At 29.9% G+C, this 18825-nt stretch carries 31 protein-coding genes; 2 read left to right on the forward strand and 29 right to left on the reverse strand.

Annotation, left to right across the window (positions count from 1 at the left end; translation table 11 throughout):
* The first annotated feature begins 4 nt into the window (after nucleotides 1-4).
* Nucleotides 5-850, forward strand: coding sequence for a pantoate--beta-alanine ligase (gene panC, locus ACTT9L_RS02465; protein ID WP_440927777.1), 846 nt, complete (start codon nucleotides 5-7; stop codon nucleotides 848-850).
* Here the strand turns inward: panC and mgtE are convergent, their stop codons facing one another.
* A complete protein-coding gene (mgtE, locus tag ACTT9L_RS02470; RefSeq protein ID WP_440927778.1) occupies nucleotides 851-2224 on the reverse strand; it encodes a magnesium transporter in 1374 nt (457 codons plus the stop codon).
* A 60-nt stretch (nucleotides 2225-2284) separates the two neighbouring features.
* Here mgtE and lipB point away from each other — a divergent pair, with 60 nt between their 5' ends.
* Nucleotides 2285-2902, forward strand: a complete 618-nt coding sequence (gene lipB / locus ACTT9L_RS02475) for a lipoyl(octanoyl) transferase LipB (protein ID WP_440927779.1) — start codon at nucleotides 2285-2287, stop codon at nucleotides 2900-2902.
* Here lipB and ACTT9L_RS02480 read toward each other — a convergent pair.
* From ACTT9L_RS02480 to fusA, 28 genes are read right to left on the reverse strand one after another with little or no spacing between them, the layout of a single operon-like run.
* The gene (locus ACTT9L_RS02480; protein ID WP_440927780.1) at nucleotides 2880-3797 is read right to left on the reverse strand and encodes an RluA family pseudouridine synthase; all 918 of its coding nucleotides are present in this window, start codon (nucleotides 3795-3797) and stop codon (nucleotides 2880-2882) included. The two genes, lipB and ACTT9L_RS02480, sit on opposite strands and share 23 nt — an antisense overlap.
* Before the next feature lie 10 nt (nucleotides 3798-3807).
* Nucleotides 3808-4251 (reverse strand): 50S ribosomal protein L17, encoded by a 444-nt coding sequence (rplQ, locus tag ACTT9L_RS02485; protein WP_440927781.1) that lies wholly within the window; start codon nucleotides 4249-4251, stop codon nucleotides 3808-3810.
* Entirely contained in the window at nucleotides 4251-5279 is a 1029-nt protein-coding gene (locus ACTT9L_RS02490; RefSeq protein WP_440927782.1) for a DNA-directed RNA polymerase subunit alpha, read from the reverse strand. Before ACTT9L_RS02490 ends, rplQ begins: the two co-directional genes overlap by 1 nt.
* Nucleotides 5279-5728 carry a 30S ribosomal protein S11 gene (gene rpsK, locus ACTT9L_RS02495; RefSeq protein WP_440927783.1) on the reverse strand — a complete coding sequence of 150 codons (450 nt, stop codon included), beginning with the start codon at nucleotides 5726-5728 and terminating at the stop codon, nucleotides 5279-5281. Before rpsK ends, ACTT9L_RS02490 begins: the two co-directional genes overlap by 1 nt.
* A 2-nt stretch (nucleotides 5729-5730) precedes the next feature.
* The gene (gene rpsM, locus ACTT9L_RS02500) at nucleotides 5731-6114 is read right to left on the reverse strand and encodes a 30S ribosomal protein S13 (protein ID WP_023853721.1); all 384 of its coding nucleotides are present in this window, start codon (nucleotides 6112-6114) and stop codon (nucleotides 5731-5733) included.
* Between the two features lie 54 nt (nucleotides 6115-6168).
* Entirely contained in the window at nucleotides 6169-6732 is a 564-nt protein-coding gene (locus tag ACTT9L_RS02505; RefSeq protein ID WP_440927784.1) for an adenylate kinase, read from the reverse strand.
* Complete coding sequence (secY, locus tag ACTT9L_RS02510; protein WP_440927785.1) at nucleotides 6733-8013, reverse strand: preprotein translocase subunit SecY; 1281 nt, start codon at nucleotides 8011-8013, stop codon at nucleotides 6733-6735. It abuts the gene before it with no gap.
* 9 nt (nucleotides 8014-8022) lie between these two features.
* Entirely contained in the window at nucleotides 8023-8475 is a 453-nt protein-coding gene (gene rplO, locus ACTT9L_RS02515) for a 50S ribosomal protein L15 (RefSeq protein WP_440927786.1), read from the reverse strand.
* The gene (gene rpsE, locus ACTT9L_RS02520; protein WP_440927787.1) at nucleotides 8475-8990 is read right to left on the reverse strand and encodes a 30S ribosomal protein S5; all 516 of its coding nucleotides are present in this window, start codon (nucleotides 8988-8990) and stop codon (nucleotides 8475-8477) included. The genes rplO and rpsE overlap by 1 nt, the downstream gene beginning before the upstream one ends.
* A gap of 2 nt (nucleotides 8991-8992) precedes the next feature.
* Nucleotides 8993-9349, reverse strand: coding sequence for a 50S ribosomal protein L18 (gene rplR / locus ACTT9L_RS02525; RefSeq protein ID WP_440927788.1), 357 nt, complete (start codon nucleotides 9347-9349; stop codon nucleotides 8993-8995).
* Complete coding sequence (rplF, locus tag ACTT9L_RS02530; protein ID WP_440927789.1) at nucleotides 9349-9888, reverse strand: 50S ribosomal protein L6; 540 nt, start codon at nucleotides 9886-9888, stop codon at nucleotides 9349-9351. The genes rplR and rplF overlap by 1 nt, the downstream gene beginning before the upstream one ends.
* Nucleotides 9888-10283 (reverse strand): 30S ribosomal protein S8, encoded by a 396-nt coding sequence (gene rpsH, locus ACTT9L_RS02535; protein WP_075485249.1) that lies wholly within the window; start codon nucleotides 10281-10283, stop codon nucleotides 9888-9890. The genes rplF and rpsH overlap by 1 nt, the downstream gene beginning before the upstream one ends.
* 11 nt (nucleotides 10284-10294) lie before the next feature.
* Entirely contained in the window at nucleotides 10295-10600 is a 306-nt protein-coding gene (gene rpsN, locus ACTT9L_RS02540; protein ID WP_440927790.1) for a 30S ribosomal protein S14, read from the reverse strand.
* A 2-nt stretch (nucleotides 10601-10602) separates the two neighbouring features.
* Entirely contained in the window at nucleotides 10603-11157 is a 555-nt protein-coding gene (gene rplE, locus ACTT9L_RS02545) for a 50S ribosomal protein L5 (protein ID WP_440927791.1), read from the reverse strand.
* Nucleotides 11157-11402 carry a 50S ribosomal protein L24 gene (rplX, locus tag ACTT9L_RS02550; RefSeq protein ID WP_440927792.1) on the reverse strand — a complete coding sequence of 82 codons (246 nt, stop codon included), beginning with the start codon at nucleotides 11400-11402 and terminating at the stop codon, nucleotides 11157-11159. Before rplX ends, rplE begins: the two co-directional genes overlap by 1 nt.
* Complete coding sequence (gene rplN / locus ACTT9L_RS02555; RefSeq protein WP_023853710.1) at nucleotides 11402-11770, reverse strand: 50S ribosomal protein L14; 369 nt, start codon at nucleotides 11768-11770, stop codon at nucleotides 11402-11404. The genes rplX and rplN overlap by 1 nt, the downstream gene beginning before the upstream one ends.
* Nucleotides 11770-12006, reverse strand: coding sequence for a 30S ribosomal protein S17 (rpsQ, locus tag ACTT9L_RS02560; RefSeq protein WP_440927793.1), 237 nt, complete (start codon nucleotides 12004-12006; stop codon nucleotides 11770-11772). The genes rplN and rpsQ overlap by 1 nt, the downstream gene beginning before the upstream one ends.
* Nucleotides 11999-12190, reverse strand: a complete 192-nt coding sequence (rpmC, locus tag ACTT9L_RS02565; protein WP_023853708.1) for a 50S ribosomal protein L29 — start codon at nucleotides 12188-12190, stop codon at nucleotides 11999-12001. Before rpmC ends, rpsQ begins: the two co-directional genes overlap by 8 nt.
* Nucleotides 12190-12600 carry a 50S ribosomal protein L16 gene (gene rplP, locus ACTT9L_RS02570; RefSeq protein WP_023853707.1) on the reverse strand — a complete coding sequence of 137 codons (411 nt, stop codon included), beginning with the start codon at nucleotides 12598-12600 and terminating at the stop codon, nucleotides 12190-12192. Before rplP ends, rpmC begins: the two co-directional genes overlap by 1 nt.
* Complete coding sequence (rpsC, locus tag ACTT9L_RS02575; RefSeq protein WP_440927794.1) at nucleotides 12600-13280, reverse strand: 30S ribosomal protein S3; 681 nt, start codon at nucleotides 13278-13280, stop codon at nucleotides 12600-12602. The genes rplP and rpsC overlap by 1 nt, the downstream gene beginning before the upstream one ends.
* Nucleotides 13264-13662, reverse strand: coding sequence for a 50S ribosomal protein L22 (gene rplV / locus ACTT9L_RS02580; RefSeq protein WP_440927795.1), 399 nt, complete (start codon nucleotides 13660-13662; stop codon nucleotides 13264-13266). The genes rpsC and rplV overlap by 17 nt, the downstream gene beginning before the upstream one ends.
* 2 nt (nucleotides 13663-13664) lie before the next feature.
* Entirely contained in the window at nucleotides 13665-13961 is a 297-nt protein-coding gene (rpsS, locus tag ACTT9L_RS02585; RefSeq protein WP_440927796.1) for a 30S ribosomal protein S19, read from the reverse strand.
* Entirely contained in the window at nucleotides 13961-14800 is an 840-nt protein-coding gene (gene rplB, locus ACTT9L_RS02590) for a 50S ribosomal protein L2 (protein WP_440927797.1), read from the reverse strand. The genes rpsS and rplB overlap by 1 nt, the downstream gene beginning before the upstream one ends.
* 3 nt (nucleotides 14801-14803) lie before the next feature.
* Nucleotides 14804-15097, reverse strand: coding sequence for a 50S ribosomal protein L23 (gene rplW / locus ACTT9L_RS02595; RefSeq protein ID WP_072091192.1), 294 nt, complete (start codon nucleotides 15095-15097; stop codon nucleotides 14804-14806).
* A gap of 1 nt (nucleotide 15098) precedes the next feature.
* A complete protein-coding gene (gene rplD / locus ACTT9L_RS02600) occupies nucleotides 15099-15722 on the reverse strand; it encodes a 50S ribosomal protein L4 (RefSeq protein WP_440927798.1) in 624 nt (207 codons plus the stop codon).
* Nucleotides 15722-16432, reverse strand: a complete 711-nt coding sequence (gene rplC, locus ACTT9L_RS02605; protein ID WP_440927799.1) for a 50S ribosomal protein L3 — start codon at nucleotides 16430-16432, stop codon at nucleotides 15722-15724. Before rplC ends, rplD begins: the two co-directional genes overlap by 1 nt.
* 2 nt (nucleotides 16433-16434) lie before the next feature.
* Nucleotides 16435-16743, reverse strand: a complete 309-nt coding sequence (gene rpsJ, locus ACTT9L_RS02610) for a 30S ribosomal protein S10 (protein ID WP_023853699.1) — start codon at nucleotides 16741-16743, stop codon at nucleotides 16435-16437.
* A gap of 2 nt (nucleotides 16744-16745) precedes the next feature.
* A complete protein-coding gene (fusA, locus tag ACTT9L_RS02615) occupies nucleotides 16746-18824 on the reverse strand; it encodes an elongation factor G (protein WP_440927800.1) in 2079 nt (692 codons plus the stop codon).
* Nucleotide 18825: the final 1 nt, after the last annotated feature.

Here is an 18825-nt window from a genome sequence, read left to right on the forward strand (position 1 = left end):
TTAAATGTTTTACTTATTAAATATTTTAATACAAATGAAAATTTTATTAGACAATACTTCATTATTTAAATCATTAAGGCCATATAATGACTTGGGTTTTGTTCCTACTATGGGAGGTGTACACAAAGGCCATTTATCACTTATAAACAAGTCAAAGAGACTCTGTAGAACAACAATCGTTAGTATTTTTGTTAATCCAAAGCAGTTTAATAATAAAAAAGATTTAAAATCTTATCCTAGAGATATTAATAATGATCTTAAAATTTTAAAAAAAACAAAAAAAGTTGATTTTGTCTATCTTCCAAGATTCAAAGATATATATAGTGATAAAAATAAATCTCAAATTAAACTAAGTAAAAAAGACACTATACTTTGTGCTAAATATAGAAAAGGTCATTTTGAGGGTGTTTTGGATGTCATGGAAAGACTTACAAAAATTGTTAATCCAAAAAAGATATTTATGGGAGAAAAAGATTTTCAACAATTATACTTGGTTAAAAAACGATTAGAGAAAAAATATAAAATAAAAATTATTTCTTGTAAAACTATTCGCGATTCAAACAATGTAGCATTGTCATCTAGAAATTTTCTTTTAAATAAATTAAATTTAAAAGTTGCAGCAAGTATTTACCTAAAATTAGTAAATATTAAAAAAAATTTAAAAAAGGAAAAAAATATTTTAGACTTTTTAAATCATCAAAAAATAAAATTAAAAAAAAATTATAAAATTAAAATAGATTATTTAGAATTAAGAAATATAAAAAACTTAAAAGTTTCAAAAAAAACAAATAATTCAAGATTATTTATTGCTTATTATTTAAATAATGTCAGATTGATTGATAATATTTAATTACAAAAAATACGCTCCAACACCTAAAAAAGAAACAAAACCGATTACGTCTGTAATTGTTGTCACAAAAACACTTGATGCAATCGCTGGGTCAATATTCATTTTTTTTAGACTAAAAGGAACTAATATACCAAATAATCCAGCGATGATCATTGTAAGTACCATAGATATTGCTATAATCAGTGAAAGGATACCATCTTGAAACCATATCTGAACAATTAAAGCACTTATAACTGCAAATATAATTCCATTTAAAATACCAATAGAAAATTCTTTAAATACATTTGATGAAAAATTATTTGGAGTTAAATCATTTGTAGCTATGGTTCTTACTGTAACTGCAAGTGTTTGCATTCCAGCATTTCCACCCATTGAAGCTACAATAGGCATTAAGAAAGCTAATACTACCATTTGTTCAATTGTTGCTCCAAATAAACTAATGCACCATGTGGCTAGAAAGGCAGTAAATAAATTAAGCAAAAGCCAATTGAATCTTCTTTTTGTTTTTTTTACAATACCATCAGTAATTTCTTCATCTCCTACCCCTGCTAATCTTAAAGCATCTTCCTCAGCTTCCTCTTTCAAGACTGTTAAAACGTCATCGTTCATAATCATACCAACTAATTTATTATTTTTGTCTACAACAGCGGCTGAATTCAAATTATAATTTTCAAATAAGTTAGCAACTTCCTCTTTATCCATTTCAACCGGAATTAATAATTGAGATTCTGACATAATTGTTGCCATTTTAGTATCTCGTGGTGTTGTTAGAACTCTAGATGAAGGAACAGTACCTATTGGTTTAAAATCCTGATTAACAATAAAAATTTCTAAAAACTCTTCAGGTAAATCTTTGTTTTCTCTTAAATAGTCAATTGTCTGACCTACAGACCAATTACTTGGTATAGCTGTAAATTCACGCTGCATAAGTCTAGCAGCAGTGTCCTCTGGATAGCTTAAGCTTTCTAATAAAGCAAATCTATCTTTAGGAGGTAATGAGCTAAGAATTATATTTTTATCCTCTTCAGGAACATTTTCTAATATAGATATAGCATCGTCTGATTCTAAACCTTTTAGAATACTTACTATAGACTCTGAGGATAAATACGTAATAATTTCTGATTGAATAGATTCATTTAATTCAACAAAAACCTCTGGATCAATATTGAAATTATTTAGTTTAATTAAACTTTCTCTATCCCCTTCGCTAAGGTGTTCTATAATATCTGCTGCATCAGCAGGGTGCATTTCATTAAATGAATTGGTAATAAATTGAGCGTCATTGTTAGCTATTTTGCTAGTAACAACTCTTATATATTCTTTATTAAACTCAAAATTTACTTTTTTATCTTTAGTTTTTTTAGTTAAAGACATAAATCTACCTATAATTAGATTTGCACTATTAATACATAATAAAGATAATACAAATTATAAATGGACATAGAGATCAAAAAGTCAATAAAACCAGTAAATTATTTTGATGCTATAAATATACTAGAGTCAAGATTAAAGGATTTATATGAAAATAATGATCGAGAATTAATTTGGACTTTAGAGCATAATGAAGTTTTTACTGCAGGAACTTCCTATAAAAAAAATGAGATTGTTGATAAATCGATTAAAATATTAGAAACGAATAGAGGTGGTAAAATTACTTACCATGGGCCAGGTCAATTAATTTGTTATTTTGTTTTAGATTTAAGAAAAAAAAAAGATATCAGAAAATTTATAACGATTATCGAAAAAACAATAATTCAAACTTTAAAATTTTATAGAATAGAAACTTTTCCAGATAAAGATAATATCGGCATATGGCATAAATATAATAATCAGGTAAAAAAAATTGCTGCAATAGGAATTAGAGTTAGCAAATGGATTGCTTATCATGGTTTTGCAATAAATATAAATAATGATCTAGAAAATTATAAAAAAATTATACCATGTGGTATTTCAGATAAAGGCGTAACTAATTTAAAAAATATTTTAGATCAGGATTACTCAAATCTAAGTAACATATTAATAAAAAATTTTATTTCAAATTTGAAAATCTAAGTCTTTTTGATTTTAAAAGATTTTTAAAATAATCAGGTAACAGTGCTGAATAAGTATGTTTTATGTCATTAATTTTAAATTTTATTTGATATGAATGTAACATTAAATATTTATTAACTCCTTTATTAGAATTTGATAATTTATATTTTGTATCTCCAAAAATAGGATTGCCAATTGAATACAATTGTTTTCTTAACTGGTGTTTTCGACCAGTAATAGGTTTTAGTTCTAATAAACTTGCTTCAGAATTTTTATCAATAACTTTGAAAATTGTTTTTGCTTTTTCAATTATTTTTTTTTCACCATCGTACCTAATTAAATCATCATTCCATACGCCAGATTTTTTATTAATTTCTCCTTGACAGATTGCTAAATATGTTTTGTGTACTTTTCTTAGTCTAAATAAAGAAGTAAACAATTGAGCGCTCTCTCTGTTTTTTGCCATAATAAAAACTCCAGAGGTATCTTTGTCCAATCTATGAACAGAATATGGTTTTGTTCCCTCAAAAATTTCACTTTTGGCAAAAATATCAACTAAATTTTTTTTTGATTTGGTTCCACCTTGTACTGATATGCCAGATGCTTTGTTTATAACAACAAAATTGTCAGTGTTGTCAATAATTTGATCTTCATTTGATTTTACAATTTCTTTTGATGGTAAAAACTTAATTTTTTTTTGTTGAATTGTTTCTTTAAATTCAATGTTAAATATATTTATTTCATCTTTAGTTTTTATTTTAAATGAGCTTTTAACTTTCTTTCTATTTAATTTTATTTTTCCTGTTCTAATATATTTTTCAACAAGTCCTTGTGGAATTTTTCCAATTTTTAATCTTAACCATCTATCCAAACGCATATCATTACACGTTGAATCAACGATGTAAGATTTCTTCATAATTTAAGACTTAAGCTGTAGCTTGTTTTTTCTCTTCCGTTTTAGGAGACTCTTTAGTTATGTCTTTTTTTGGTTTATCAACTCTCTTGGCTTCAACGTCTCTATCAACAAATTCAATTATTGCCATTGGAGCGTTATCTCCATATCTAAACCCAGCTTTAATTATTCTTGTGTAACCACCTTTTCTATTCTGATATCTTTTAGAAAGTGTTTTTTTAACTTTATTAGCTGATTTAATGTCTTGTAGTTTAGAAACTAACATTTTAGTTGTCTGTAAAGTTTCTTTTTTACCTAATGTTATTATTTTATCTGCTTGTGGTTTAAGAAATTTAGCTTTTGGCAAAGTAGTTTTAATCTGTTCGTACTTAATCAAAGAATTCAGCATATTCTTAAGTAGAGCTTTTCTGTGCTCTGATGTTCTATTCAACTTCTTATTTGCCAAACCATGTCTCATTAAATTGCTTCCTCCAATTTCTTAGACATTTCAGCAATGTTGTCTGGTGGCCAGTTAGGTATTTCCATTCCTAAATATAAAGACATGCCTGTTAAAACTTCTTTAATTTCATTTAATGATTTTCTACCAAAATTAGGTGTACGCAACATTTCACCCTCAGATTTTTGAACCAGGTCACCAATATAAATAATATTATCATTTTTCAAGCAGTTCATTGATCTAACTGATAACTCTAACTCATCCACTTTTCTTAATAAGTTTTTGTTAAATTCAGGTTCAGTAGAAACTTCTTTTATAGGAGCTTCAACTGGCTCATCAAAGTTCACAAACATTTTAAGTTGATCTTGAAAAATTCTTGCTGAATAAGCTACTGCGTCTTCAGCAGAAATTGATCCATTAGTTTCAACTTCCATAATTAACTTATCATAATCTAATGCTTTGCCTTCTCTAGCAGTACTTACTGAATAAGAAACTTTTTTAACTGGACTATAAAGTGAATCAATAGCTATAAGACCTAATGGTGGCTCCTCAGGTTTATTTAGCTCTGCAGGAACATATCCTTTACCTGTGTTAACATTCATCTCCATATGAAAAGTAGTATTTTCATCTAAATTACAAATAACTAAATCAGGATTTAAAATCTCAACATCTGCAACTGGAGATATATCTGAAGCTTTAATTTCTCCAGGTCCTTTTGCATCTAAAATTAATTTTTTTGTACCTTCTGAATCACATTTAAGAGCTAAAGACTTTACGTTTAATACGATATCAGTAACATCTTCTCTGACACCTTTTATTGAAGTGAACTCATGTAAGACTCCGTCAATTTGAATAGATGTTACAGCGGCACCTCTTATAGATGATAACAAAATTCTTCTCAAAGAATTTCCTAAAGTTAAACCATAACCTTTTTCTAAAGGCTCTGCTATAATTTTTGCATGAGTTAAGTCATCACTTATTTGTACATCTAATTTAGATGGCTTGATTAATGACTTCCAATTTTTTACATTAACATTTTCGACTTCCATTAAACTCTCCTTTTCTTTGGTGGTCTAGTTCCATTATGGGGCATAGGTGTAGTATCTTTTATTGACAAAATCTTAAATCCCCTTGCTTGTAGCGCTCTTAAAGCTGTTTCTCTTCCTGATCCAGGACCTTTAACTTCAACAGATAAAGTTTTCATTCCGTACTCAAGCGCTTTCGAAGCTGCAGAATCAGCTGCTATCTGTGCAGCATAAGGTGTCGATTTTCTCGACCCCTTAAACCCTTTTTGTCCAGCAGATGCCCATGAAATTACATTTCCATTAGTATCTGCAATTGAGATGATTGTATTATTAAATGTTGATTGCACATAAGCAATTCCATTTAAAATGTTTTTTTTAACTTTCTTTTTTTTTGAATAAGAGCTTTTTACATTTTTCTTAGTAGATTTTTCTACCTTCTGATCTTTATTTTCAACTTTATCAGTTTTAGCCATTACTATTTTTTAGTTGGTGTTAATTTTTTTCCAGCAATCGCAATTGCTTTTCCTTTTCTTGTTCTAGCATTACATCTGGTTCTTTGACCTCTAACAGGTAATTTTTTTCTATGTCTTGTTCCCCTGTAACAAGCCAAATCAATTAATCTTTTAATACTTAATGAATAATCTCTCCTTAAATCACCTTCTACTTTAAAGTTTTGATCAATGTATTCTCTAATTTTTAAAATCTCTTCATCTGTTAATTCGTTTACTCTTTTAGCTCTTGGAATTTCTAAGGATGAACAAATTTGCTGAGAGAATTTATCACCAATTCCATAGATATAAGTTAAACCTATGTGAACAAGCTTATTCTGTGGAATGTTTATACCTGCGATACGAGCCATAAATTTGTGATAAATTGTGCCTTTTATATAAGAAGATTAATCAAAGTCAACGTCTTATACATTGATAAAAGCATCTATTTTCCTCGTTATTTCTTCAATTTCTAAGCCTCCATCAATCTCTTTAAAATTAGGATTCTCAGAGTAGAAATTTAGAACTGGTTGGGTTGCTTCCATGTATTTCTCATACCTTCTAACTATGGTATCAATATTATCATCAGACCTATTTTCTACAATTTTTCTCTTCTCAAGCCTTTTGAGAATTGTTTCTTTGTCTACGTTTAGATATAAAATTAAATCTATGTTCTGGTTTGAATTTTTTAGTAATACTTCTAAATTTTTAGCCTGGCTTAATGATCGAGGATATCCATCAAAGATTAATTTATTTTTTTTTTGTGGATCAGATATTAAATTTTCTATAAGTTTATTTACAATATGATCACTAATAAATTTTCCATTCTCCATATCTTTGGTTATAGCTTTACCAATATCTGATTTTTTTTTGATTTCTTCTCTTAAAAGTTCACCTGTTGAAATTTGAAAAGCATTTAATTTGTTTACTAAATATTTAGACTGAGTACCTTTTCCAGCACCAGGAGGTCCAAATAAAATTATATTCACTTACTTACCAAATTTTGTTTTTTTTACCAGTTGCTCGTATTGCGAACTCATTAATCTTGTTTGTATTTGCGTTACAGTATCGATAGCTACTACGACAACGATTAATATTGATGCACCTCCCAAATAAAAAGGTATTGGGTAATTTGCAATTAAAAATTCTGGCATTAAACAAACTAATGTTAAATATAAAGCACCTATTGTTGTTAACTTAGTTGAAATATTTTGAATATATAAAGCTGTACTCTCACCCGGCCTAATTCCTGGCACAAAACCTCCATACTTTCTAAGATTTTCAGCAGTTTCATTTGGATTGAATGTTATAGACGTATAAAAAAAAGTAAAAAAAATTATACCTGATGCATAAAGTAACATATAAAGAGGTTGTCCTTGAGTGAAATACGAGCTTAAGTTTAAAAATGTTTCGTTATTAGAAAATGAAAAATTTGAAAATGTTACTGGTAGCAATAAAAGCGCTGAAGCAAAAATTGCTGGAATTACTCCGGCCTGATTAATTTTAAGTGGTAAATGCGATGACTCTCCTCCATACATTTTATTACCCATTTGTCTTTTAGGATAATTAATTAAAATTTTTCTTAATGCTCTTTCCATGAAAACTACAAATAGAATTGTAACTATTAATAAAACAAATATAGCTAGGATCATAAATGTTGAAACTGCACCTGTTCTACCTAATTCAAAAGTTGTAACTAAAGCTCTTGGTATTTCAGCTACAATACCAGCAAAAATTATTAACGATATTCCATTACCAATACCCCTTTGAGTAATCTGTTCACCTAACCACATTAAAAATATTGTTCCTGCAACGATAGTTGTAACAGTGGTTATTTTAAAAAAAGCCCCAGGATTAATTACTAAATCAGCTGAGGATTCTAAACCAACAGATAAACCATAACCTTGAACTGTTGCAAGTAACACTGTTCCATATCTGGTAATTTGCGTAATTTTTGCTCTACCCGTCTCACCTTGTGCTTTTAAATTTTTAAAATATTCAGTAACACCAGTTAAAAGCTGAACAATGATAGCAGATGAAATGTAAGGCATTATTCCTAATGCAAATATAGCCATTCTGCTAACGGCACCTCCTGCAAATACATTAAACATACCTAACAACCCTTTTTGATTGCCTTCCATCATTATTTTTAATTGCTCAGGATCTATGCCAGGTAAAGGTACAAAAGTTCCAAATCTATAAACGGCTAATAATAAAACAGTAAATATGATTCTATTTCTTAAATCATTTGTTGATGATGATGCACTCATTTAAACAAACTATTTTTTTAATTGAATAGATCCACCAATTTTTTCTAGTTTTTCTATTGCTGATTTAGAGGCCAGGTCGGCTTCAATATTGATTTTATCTTTTACCTCCCCAGATCCTAAAATTTTTAATTTTTTTGAGTTTTTATTTATTAATTTGAGTTTTTTTAATAATTCTGAGTTTAATATTTCATTTGGATTAATGTTTTTCTTGTCTATATAAGATTGTATTTTATCCAGATTTAGAATTGCAATACTCTGTTTTAATATTGGGTTAAATCCTCTTTTTGGAAGTCTTCTGTACAACGGCATTTGACCACCTTCAAAACTTTTTATAGCTACTCCAGATCTTGATTTTTGACCTTTAACACCTCTACCTGATGTTTTTCCTTTACCCGAACCTATTCCTCTACCTACTCTTATTTTTGGTTTATTGGTTTTATCTCTATTGTTTAAAGTAATCATTATCCTCTTTTTTCAATTATTTCAGAAATTTTTTTATTCCTAATTGCTGATATTTGTTTTGGTGAACTTTGTTTCATTAATGCTTTCATTGTAGCTCTAATAACATTGTGCGCATTTGAAGTCCCCATAGATTTTGCAACAATATCTTTGACTCCTAAAACTTCACATACCGCTCTAACAGGACCACCTGCAATAATACCTGTTCCCTTAGAAGCTGCTCTTAGCACTATTCTACCAGAACCATCTTTTGCCTTTACGTCGTGATGTATAGTTCTACCTTCTCTTAATGGTATATGAGTAAGTTTTCTTCTTGCCATCTCATTTGCTTTTTTGATAGCATCGGGTACCTGTTTTGCCTTTGCGTGAGCTATGCCTATTTTACCTGCTTGATTTCCAACAACTACAAGCGCTGAGAATCCAAATCTTCTTCCACCCTTAACAACTTTAGTAATACGATTTATATGAACTAATTTTTCTAATATATCGTCAGTTTTTTTATCTTTTAAGTTATCCATAATTAAAATTCCATTCCATTTTCTCTTAAAGTTTCTGCAAAAACTTTAATTCTTCCATGATATTTATAAGAACCTCTATCAAAATAAATTTTAGTAATTTTTTTCTCTTGAGCTTTTTTAGCTAAGTTTTGAGCAACCAATTTAGATAATTCTATTTTATTAACTTTATCAGCTAATTTAAGATCTTTTTCTATAGATGAAGCTGATAGCAAAGTTATTTTTTTTGTATCATCAATTATTTGAGCCGAAATATTTTTTGATGATCTAGAAATACTTAATCTAAATCTATCTTTTGGAGCAACTTTTTTAACTTTATTGCTAACTCTAAATCTTTTTCTGATACGAGTGTTTAGTTTCATTACTTTTTCTTTCCCTCTTTTTTTAGAACATACTGACCTTTTTCTCGAACACCTTTTCCTTTATATGGTTCGATTTTTCTTAATGTTTTAATTTTAGATGCAACCTCACCCACTAATTGCTTGTCAGAGCCAGTGATTTTTAATGTTGTTTGTTTTTCAACATTAATTTTAATACCTTCTGGTATATCAAAATTTATATCATGGGAATAACCTAATTGTAAATTTAACTGATTTCCCTTTAAGGCTGCTCTATAGCCAACACCAACTAATTCTAAAGTTTTTTCATATCCTGTGCTAGATCCAATAACGGCATTATTTATTAAACTTCGATTCATGCCCCAAAGTCTTTTTGAGTTTTGATCTACTTTTTTTGGTTTAATAGAAATTTCTTTTCCTTCAATAATGTCTAAATTAAACATTTCTAGATCAACATTAATTGATTTTTTTCCTAGAGGCCCTTCTATATTTATCATATTTCCAGCTAAAGCAACTTTTACTTTTTCAGGGATTGATATGTTTATTTTACCTATTTTAGACATTAAAATACCTTACAAATTATTTCGCCACCAACTTTTTGTTTTCTTGCATCTATATCAGTCATTACTCCTTTTGGAGTTGAAACAATGGCAATTCCTAAACCATTATTTATTTTAGGTAAGCTATCAGCAGATGAAAAAATTCTTCTACCAGGTTTTGATACTCTTTCAAAAGCACTAATTACTGGATTACCTGAATGGTACTTAAGTTCTAATGATAATATTGGTTTTTTCTCCTCAGAACTAACTTTAAAATCTTTTATAAAACCCTCATTTTTAAGTATATCAGCAATTTTTGTTTTAAAATTAGATGAAGGTAATTCTACTTTTTTATGATTTCTAGCTTGAGCGTTCTTCACTCTAGCAATCATATCTCCTATTGGGTCACTTAAACTCATAATTTTCCTTTCTACCAGCTAGATTTAACTAAGCCCGGTATCTTTCCTTGTAATCCTAATTGTCTTAATGCAATTCTTGAAATCTTTAATTTTCTATAAACACCATGAGGTCTTCCAGTAATCTCACATCTATTCATAACTCTTGTTTTAGCTGAGTTTCTTGGCAGTTTAGATAATTTTTGTTGCGCTTTAAATCTTTCTTCTAATGGAATCTTTTTATCCATTACAATCTTCTTTAATGCTTGTCTTTTCTTATAAAGCCTATCTGAAAGCTTAATTCTTTTATTATTTTTGTTAACAGCGCTTAACTTTGCCATGTTTAATTATCTCCTTTTTTAATAAATGGAAAATTCATTTTTTCTAATAACGCAAAACTATGTTCTTTATTTATTGCTTTAATAATTATTACTACATCTAAACCTCTAACTTTGTCTGCTCTATCAAAACTTACCTCTGGAAAAATTATATGCTCTTTAATTCCGAATGTATAATTACCAAATTTATCAAATCCTTTTGGTGATAAACCTCTAAAATCTTTAATCCTTGGTAATGCTATATTCACTAATCTATCTAAGAATTCATACATTCTGTTTTTTCTTAATGTTACCTTTAAACCAGCATTTGATCCTTTTCTTGTTTTAAAATTAGCTACTGATTTTTTAAATTTTGTTGTAACTGGTTTTTGTCCAGTGATTTTAGCCATGTCTTCTTCACATGATTTTAAAATCTTAGAATCTGTGGCATCTAAACCAAGACCCATATTCAAAACAACTTTCTCAATTCTTGGGGCCATATAAATATTTTTAAAACCAAATTGATCTTTTAACGCAGGCTGAATTTCTTTATTGAATATTTCTTTTAATCTTGGTGTCATTATTTTTTAACCTCTTTTTTTTTAACCGCTTTTTCATCAATTAGTTTTAAGTTAGAAATATGAATAAAGCTTTCCTTTGGAAAAATTCCACCTTTTTTCTCTTTTGTCGTTTTTACGTGTTTTTTAACCATGTTTATTTCTTTAACTTTAACTCTGTTATTAGCTCTATCAATTTCAATAATTTCACCTTCTTTTTTTTTGTCTCTTCCAGTCAAAACTCTTACTTTCAAACCCTTTTTGATCATTATAAAACCTCCGGTGCCAATGAAATAATTTTCATTTGACCTCTACTTCTTAATTCTCTTGTAACTGGACCAAATATCCTTGTTCCAACTGGTTCTCCTTTGTCATCAACTAACACAGCTGCATTATTATCAAATCTTACTTTAGATCCATCATTTCTGTGAATTCCCTTTTTAACTCTTACAACTACAGCTTTATGGACAGACCCCTTTTTAACTTTTCCTTTAGGTATCGCCTCTTTAACTGCAATTACAATTGTATCACCAATACTAGCATATCTTCTTTTTGATCCACCTAGAACCTTAATGCACTCAATTCTTTTTGCACCGGTATTGTCAGCTACTTGTAATTCTGTTTGAACACCAATCATTACTTTATACTCTCCATAACTTGAAATTTTTTATTTTTAGAAAAGGGTTTGCTCTCAATAATTGAAACTTTATCACCAGTTTTAAACTTATTATTTTCATCGTGAGCGTTATAGTTTTTTCTAACTCTGATTACTTTTTTTAAAACTGGGTGAGAATATTTACGTTCTACCATAACAGTAACTGTTTTATTTGGTTTATCACTTATAACTACACCAGTGAGTATTTTTTTAGGCATTTGCTTTTCCTTTTAAAATTGTTTTTAATCTTGCTATTGTTTTTCTAGTTTCACCAATTTTAGCTGGGTTTGTTACTTGTGAATTCATTTTTTGAAATCTGAAATTAAAAAGATCTTTTTTAAGCTTATCAATGTTCTTCACAATTTCATCCTTTGATAATTTTTTAATTTCTTGTTTTTTCATTATGCAAATCTCTTAATTGTTTTAGTCTTAATAGGTAATTTTGCTGATGCTTTATATAAAGCTTCTTTTGCAATTTGTTCAGAAACACCATCAACTTCAAATAATATTCTTCCTGGTTTTACTCTGCATGCAAAGTACTCAGGTGAACCCTTTCCTTTACCCATTCTGACTTCAATTGGTTTTTTTGAAACTGGTATATTTGGAAATATTCTTGTCCAAACTCTTCCTTGTCTTTTCATATGCCTTGTTAAAGCAACTCTCGCAGCTTCAATTTGTTTTCCTGTAACTCTTTCTGGTTGCAAAGCTTTTAATGCGTAAGCACCATAATTAATAGTACTTGCTCTGGTTGCATTACCATGGATTCTACCTTTATGAGCTTTTCTCCACTTAGTTCTTACTGGTTGAAGCATTATTGTTTACCTTCCTTTGGTGCTACCTTGTTTGTCTCTTGGCTAAATTCTCTAGCAAAAACTTCACCTTTATAAATCCAAACTTTAATACCAATAATTCCATAAGTTGTAAGAGCCTCTGCCTCTGCGTAATCTATATCAGCTCTTAAAGTGTGTGATGGAATACTTCCATCTCTCAACCACTCTGTTCTAGCTATTTCATTTCCGCCAAGTCTTCCACTTACAGATACTTTAATTCCTTTAGCACCCAATCTAATACATGATTGCATTGCTCTTTTCATGGCTCTTCTATAAGAAATTCTTTTAACAAGCTGCTGTGCAATATTTTCTGCTACCAAATAAGCATTTGTCTCAGGTTTTTTTACCTCTTTTATGTTCAGATTTACTTCATTTGTAGTTAATTTTGAGAGATTATTTTTAATTTTATCAATATCACTTCCTTTTTTACCAATCACAAATCCTGGCCTAGAAGTGTAAATTGTAACATAACACTTATTAGATGTTCTTTCAATCATTACCTTGGATACACCAGAGTTAATTACATTTTTCTTGATATATTCTCTAATTTTAAAATCTTCGATTAGATAATTTCCAAAATCTTTTTTCTTAGCATACCATACAGAGTCCCATCCTCTGTTGACACCTAATCTAAAACCTACAGGATTAACTTTTTGCCCCATGTTTCTCCATTTGTTTTGCTTCTGATAATATTATTGTAACAGTTGACCAAGGTTTTAATATTGGTGCCGCTCTTCCTTTGGCTCTTGGTCTAAATCTTTTCATAACTATTTTTTTTCCACAATATGCCTCTTTAACTATTAATTTATCAATATCGTATTGAAAATTATTTTCAGCATTAGCTACAGCTGAACTAATAGTTTTTCTAACATCTCTAGTAACTCTCTTTTCTGAAAACTGTAAATCTCTAATTGCAACATCAACTTTTTTTCCAACAATGCTTTTTAGTATTGGATTTAACTTTCTGACACTTGATCTAATACCATTGTTAACAGACTTTACTGTTTTATTGTTAGATTTATCTATTTTCTTTTTCTTGCCCATAATTATTTCTTCTCTGCTGTTGCTGGTTTGGCTTTTTTGTCAGCTGGTGTATGACCAAAAAAAGTTCTTGTTGGTGCAAACTCACCTAATTTATGTCCAACCATATCTTCTGAAACAGTTATTGGTATAAATTTTTTCCCATTATAAATTTGGAAACTTACCCCTACAAAATCTGGTAAAATTGTAGATTTTCTTGACCAAGTTTTAATAGGAATTTTCTTTGGATCATCTTTATACTTGTTCACTTTCTTCATCAAGCTTTCCTCTACAAACGGACCTTTCCAAACTGCTCTAGCCATTACTTAGTATCCTTCCTCTTATTTCTTCTCTTAACTATAAATTTATCTGTTCTCTTATTATCTCGGGTTTTTAAACCTTTAGCTGATTGTCCTGTAGGTGATACTGGATGTCTTCCTCCAGCTGATTTACCTTCACCACCTCCATGTGGGTGATCAACTGGGTTTTTAACAACACCTCTTGTATGAGGTCTTCTGCCCAACCATCTTGATCTACCTGCTTTTCCAATTTTAATATTTTTTTGATCTGGATTACTTAAAATTCCAATAGTAGCCAAAGCTCTTGAATCAATTTTTCTAACTTCACCTGAAGCTAATTTTATTAAACTGTAGTTTCCATCTAGACCACTAATAGTAACTGATGAACCAGCAGCTCTAGCGATTTTTCCACCACCACCTGGTTGTATCTCAACATTATGTATATTTATACCCACTGGAATGTCTTGCAATGGCATACAATTACCTACTTTAATTTCTTTCTTAGAACCGCTTTCAACTTTATCTCCAACTTTAATTTTTTGTGGTGCTAAGAAGTATGCATACGTACTATCCTCAAATTTAACTAACATGATGTAACATGATCTATTTGGATCATACTCTATTCTTTCAACTGTAGCTTCCATGTCGAATTTTTTTCTATAAAAATCAACATGTCTGTACATTTTTTTATGTCCACCTGCTCTATTAATAGAGGTAATATGACCATTGTTATTTCTTCCTTTCATGGCATTTTTTGGAGAGACTAATGACTTGAATGGTTTACCTTTCCATAAACCGGTTCTATCAACTAAAATAGTGCCTCTTGTAGATTTTGTGTATGGTTTAAAAGTTTTTAATGCCATTTATTAAATTCCTGTTGTTAGATCAATACTTTGACCTTTTTTTAAAGTTATTATTGCTTTTTTATATCCAGATACTTTTACTTTTCTACCTCTGGTAACTTTTGTTCTATTTTGTTTGTTGATAATATTTATCTTAGTCACATTAACTTTAAATATTTTTTCTATATTCTTTTTTAAATTTTTCTTATTTGCTCCATCCGGAACTTTAAAAACAATTTTATTAAGTTCAGATAAATTAGTAGATTTCTCAGTAACCACTGGAGAAAGAATTTTGTCGTATAAGTGAATTTTTTCCATTTTATGAATATCTCTTTTCTAATTCTTTCACTGAACTTTCTGTGAAAACTACTTTTTTAAATTTAATAATATCGTAAGCACTGAAATGATTTACATCTGTAACTTTAACATTTGGAATATTTCTTACTGATTTTTCGATTTTTTCTTTTGAATTTTTGTCTAAAATTATTAGTGAATTTGTAATTTCAAGTTTATTAATAATTGAGTTCATCTCTTTAGTTTTTTTAATTTCTGAACTAAAGTCATTTAAGATTAATAAGTTTTTATTATTATTTTTTTCTGTAATTAGTGAAGCTACGCTTTGTTTTTTCTCAGTTTTATTAAGTTTTCTTTTTTTATAAGCCAATTCACCTTTTGGACCATGAGCAATACCTCCACCAACAAATATGGGAGCTTTTCTACTAGCATGTCTTGCGCCACCAGTCCCTTTTTGAGCATATATTTTTGAAGTTGGTCCTTTTACCTCATTTTGTTGTTTAGTTTTAGCATGTCTTCCTTTATAATTTGCATTTGTTTTATAAAGAACAGAACTAACCAATTTATGGTTAATTTTTGCAGAAAAAATCTTATCCAAAACTTCAATACTGTCTTTTTTCCCATCTATGCTAATTTTATCTAATTTCATTATTTTTTCTTTTTCTCAGGTGTTTTTTTAGCTTCTTCAGCAGCTGCTTGTTTCTCACCAATTGTCATTTTGGTTATATTTTTTACAGATTTTTTAACCATTACTTCAGAATTTTTTGAACCAGGTATTGATCCTTTTAAATAAAGAAGTTCGTTTTCTAAGTCAGTTTTTATTATTTCAATATTTTGCATTGTTCTTAGCTTGTCACCCATATGACCAGCCATTTTTTTTCCTTTAAAAACTTTTCCAGGATCTTGACTATGCCCAGTTGAACCATGTGCTCTGTGTGATATCGAAACACCGTGACTGGCTCTTAAACCACCAAAATTGTGTCTTTTCATAGCACCTGCAAAACCTTTACCAATTGTCTTTGATCTTGTGTCTACAAATTTAATATCTTTGAATATTTCTAAACCAAACTCGTTTCCTTCTTTGTAAACAGATGTATCATTTACTTTAAATTCTTTTAATTTTTTCTTAGCTTCAGTATTTTTTTTTGCAAAAACACCTTTCATAGCTTTTGTTAATTTAGAATTTTTTATTTTACCATATCCAAGCTGAACAGCCTTGTACCCTCTTTTTTCTTCTTCAATAACCTGAATAACTCTAGCTTTTTCAACCTTAAGCACAGTAACAGGAACTAATTGACCAGATTTATAAAATTCTCTCGTCATACCTATTTTCTTACCTAATAAAGCTATCTCACTCATAATTATATTTTTATCTCCACATCTACACCAGATGCTAAATCAAGTTTCATTAATGCTTCTACAGTTTGTGGTGTTGGTTCAATAATATCGATTAATCTTTTATGTGTTCTTGATTCAAATTGCTCTCTACTTTTCTTATCTATGTGAGGTGATCTTAATACTGTGTATCTTTCAATTCTTGTAGGTAATGGAATTGGTCCTTTGATTGTGGCCCCAGTTCTTTTTACTGTATTAACAATCTCTTCAGTTGAAGCATCTAGAACTTTATTGTCATATGCTCTTAATTTAATTCTAATGTTCTGTTTTTCCATGATTAACCTGCGATCTTCTTAGTTACTTCGTCTTGAACATTTTGAGGAACTTTTGAATAATGATCAAAAAACATTGAATATTGTGCTCTACCTTGAGACATTGATCTTAAATTATTTATATAACCAAACATATTTGCCAAAGGAACCATTGCTGTAATTACAGTTGCGTTACCTCTTTGCTCTTGGGTGCTGATTTGACCTCTTCTGCTGTTTAAATCACCTATAACATCACCCATGTAATCTTCAGGAGTTACTACTTCCACTCTCATTACAGGTTCTAATAATTTTAGACCACCTTTTGTACAAGCCTCTTTAAAACAAGCTCTACTTGCTAATTCAAACGCTAAAACACTTGAGTCAACATCATGATGTAAACCATCTAAGATTGTTACTTTGTAATCAATCATTGGAAAACCAGCTAAAATTCCAGTATCTGAGACTGTTTCTATGCCTTTTTCAACACCTGGAATAAATTCTTTTGGAATAGCCCCACCTTTAATTTTGCTCTCGACATCTCGACCTTTACCAGGTTCTTGAGGCTCTACTAAAAGTTTAACTTTTGCAAATTGACCTGCACCACCACTTTGTTTTTTGTGAGTGTATTCAACCTCTGAAGCAGCTTCTATGGTTTCTCTATAAGCTACTTGTGGTGCTCCAACATTCGCCTCTACTTTAAATTCTCTTTTCATTCTATCAACAATAATATCCAGGTGTAATTCACCCATACCTTTAATAATCGTCTGTCCAGATTCTTCGTCTGATGTAACTCTGAAGGAAGGGTCTTCCTTAGCTAACCTACCTAAAGCTTCGCCCATTTTTTCTTGATCCGCTTTTGTTTTTGGTTCTACTGCAATTTCAATTACCGGATCAGGGAATTCCATTGGCTCAAGTAGAACTGAATTTTCTTTGTCACATAGAGTGTGTCCTGTAATTGTATTTTTTAATCCTGCTAAAGCTACTATATCACCTGCATTAGCTTCCTTAATATCTTCACGAGAATTTGCATGCATTAGAAGCATTCTTCCAACTCTTTCTTCTTTCTCCTTAGAAGAATTGAAGACCGCAGTACCAGTTTTTATTGTGCCTGAGTAAATTCTAATAAAGGTTAATGAGCCAACAAATGGGTCATTAGCTACTTTAAAAGCTAAAGCAGAAAATGGAACGCTGTCTTCAAATTTCATTTCCATTTCATCTTCACTACCTAATTTAGTTCCTTTGATTGAACCAATATCTACTGGACTTGGTAAATAATTTACAACAGCATCAAGTAAAGGCTGAACACCTTTATTTTTGAATGCTGAACCAGTTAAAACTGGAACAAAACTAAAATTAAGTGTTCCTTTTCTTATACACTTAACTAAATCTTCCTCTTTTATTTCATCGCCATTTAAGTAAGCCTCCATTAGCTTTTCGTCTTGTTCAACAGCTGTTTCTACTAATTCTGTTCTATATTTTTCTGAAATTTCTTTTAAGTCTTCTGGAATTTCTTTGTATTCCCATTCAGCTCCTAGTGCTTCATTTTTCCAAACTTGAGCTTTCATTTTAACAAGATCAACTACTCCAGATAAAGAAGCTTCAACACCAATAGGAACTTGCACAACTAAAGGTTTGGCACCCAATCTATCTCTGATCATATCTATACATCTAAAGAAATCAGCACCTGTTCTATCTAATTTATTAACAAAGCAAATTCTTGGAACTTTGTATTTATCTGCTTGTCTCCATACAGTTTCAGATTGAGGCTCCACACCTGCAACACCATCAAAAACAGCAACAGCACCGTCTAAAACTTTTAAAGATCTTTCTACTTCAATAGTAAAATCAACGTGACCAGGTGTGTCTATAATATTAATTCTATGATCATTCCAAAAACAAGTAGTAGCTGCAGATGTAATTGTAATTCCTCTTTCTTGTTCTTGCTCCATCCAATCCATCGTTGCAGCACCATCATGAACCTCACCAATTTTATGGCTCTTACCTGTATAGTAAAGAACTCTTTCGGTAGTAGTTGTTTTACCAGCATCTATATGGGCCATGATCCCAATGTTTCTATATTTATCTAATGAATGAGTTCTAGCCATA

The sequence above is a fragment of the Candidatus Pelagibacter sp. genome (assembly GCF_052049675.1).
GTDB lineage: Bacteria > Pseudomonadota > Alphaproteobacteria > Pelagibacterales > Pelagibacteraceae > Pelagibacter.

Bases quoted from the DNA above. Each gene is read 5' to 3' on its own strand.
- rpsJ (WP_023853699.1), bottom strand. From the start codon at position 16,743: ATGGAAAAACAGAACATTAGAATTAAATTAAGAGCATATGACAATAAA.
- rplR (WP_440927788.1), bottom strand. From the start codon at position 9,349: ATGAAACTAAACACTCGTATCAGAAAAAGATTTAGAGTTAGCAATAAA.
- rplD (WP_440927798.1), bottom strand. From the start codon at position 15,722: ATGAAATTAGATAAAATTAGCATAGATGGGAAAAAAGACAGTATTGAA.
- lipB (WP_440927779.1), top strand. From the start codon at position 2,285: ATGGACATAGAGATCAAAAAGTCAATAAAACCAGTAAATTATTTTGAT.
- mgtE (WP_440927778.1), bottom strand. From the start codon at position 2,224: ATGTCTTTAACTAAAAAAACTAAAGATAAAAAAGTAAATTTTGAGTTT.
- ACTT9L_RS02490 (WP_440927782.1), bottom strand. From the start codon at position 5,279: ATGGAAGTCGAAAATGTTAATGTAAAAAATTGGAAGTCATTAATCAAG.
- rpsK (WP_440927783.1), bottom strand. From the start codon at position 5,728: ATGGCTAAAACTGATAAAGTTGAAAATAAAGATCAGAAGGTAGAAAAA.
- secY (WP_440927785.1), bottom strand. From the start codon at position 8,013: ATGAGTGCATCATCATCAACAAATGATTTAAGAAATAGAATCATATTT.
- rpsN (WP_440927790.1), bottom strand. From the start codon at position 10,600: ATGGCAAAGTTAAGCGCTGTTAACAAAAATAATAAAAGAATTAAGCTT.
- rpsE (WP_440927787.1), bottom strand. From the start codon at position 8,990: ATGGATAACTTAAAAGATAAAAAAACTGACGATATATTAGAAAAATTA.
- rplX (WP_440927792.1), bottom strand. From the start codon at position 11,402: ATGATCAAAAAGGGTTTGAAAGTAAGAGTTTTGACTGGAAGAGACAAA.
- rplB (WP_440927797.1), bottom strand. From the start codon at position 14,800: ATGGCATTAAAAACTTTTAAACCATACACAAAATCTACAAGAGGCACT.
- panC (WP_440927777.1), top strand. From the start codon at position 5: ATGTTTTACTTATTAAATATTTTAATACAAATGAAAATTTTATTAGAC.
- fusA (WP_440927800.1), bottom strand. From the start codon at position 18,824: ATGGCTAGAACTCATTCATTAGATAAATATAGAAACATTGGGATCATG.
- rplQ (WP_440927781.1), bottom strand. From the start codon at position 4,251: ATGAGACATGGTTTGGCAAATAAGAAGTTGAATAGAACATCAGAGCAC.
- rpmC (WP_023853708.1), bottom strand. From the start codon at position 12,190: ATGAAAAAACAAGAAATTAAAAAATTATCAAAGGATGAAATTGTGAAG.
- rpsQ (WP_440927793.1), bottom strand. From the start codon at position 12,006: ATGCCTAAAAAAATACTCACTGGTGTAGTTATAAGTGATAAACCAAAT.
- rplE (WP_440927791.1), bottom strand. From the start codon at position 11,157: ATGACACCAAGATTAAAAGAAATATTCAATAAAGAAATTCAGCCTGCG.
- rpsC (WP_440927794.1), bottom strand. From the start codon at position 13,280: ATGGGGCAAAAAGTTAATCCTGTAGGTTTTAGATTAGGTGTCAACAGA.
- ACTT9L_RS02480 (WP_440927780.1), bottom strand. From the start codon at position 3,797: ATGAAGAAATCTTACATCGTTGATTCAACGTGTAATGATATGCGTTTG.
- rplF (WP_440927789.1), bottom strand. From the start codon at position 9,888: ATGTCTAAAATAGGTAAAATAAACATATCAATCCCTGAAAAAGTAAAA.
- rpsH (WP_075485249.1), bottom strand. From the start codon at position 10,283: ATGAGTTTAAGTGACCCAATAGGAGATATGATTGCTAGAGTGAAGAAC.
- rplP (WP_023853707.1), bottom strand. From the start codon at position 12,600: ATGCTTCAACCAGTAAGAACTAAGTGGAGAAAAGCTCATAAAGGTAGA.
- rplN (WP_023853710.1), bottom strand. From the start codon at position 11,770: ATGATTGGTGTTCAAACAGAATTACAAGTAGCTGACAATACCGGTGCA.
- rplC (WP_440927799.1), bottom strand. From the start codon at position 16,432: ATGAGTGAGATAGCTTTATTAGGTAAGAAAATAGGTATGACGAGAGAA.
- rplO (WP_440927786.1), bottom strand. From the start codon at position 8,475: ATGATTACTTTAAACAATAGAGATAAAACCAATAAACCAAAAATAAGA.
- rplV (WP_440927795.1), bottom strand. From the start codon at position 13,662: ATGGGCAAGAAAAAGAAAATAGATAAATCTAACAATAAAACAGTAAAG.
- rpsS (WP_440927796.1), bottom strand. From the start codon at position 13,961: ATGGCTAGAGCAGTTTGGAAAGGTCCGTTTGTAGAGGAAAGCTTGATG.
- rplW (WP_072091192.1), bottom strand. From the start codon at position 15,097: ATGGAAAAAATTCACTTATACGACAAAATTCTTTCTCCAGTGGTTACT.
- rpsM (WP_023853721.1), bottom strand. From the start codon at position 6,114: ATGGCTCGTATCGCAGGTATAAACATTCCACAGAATAAGCTTGTTCAC.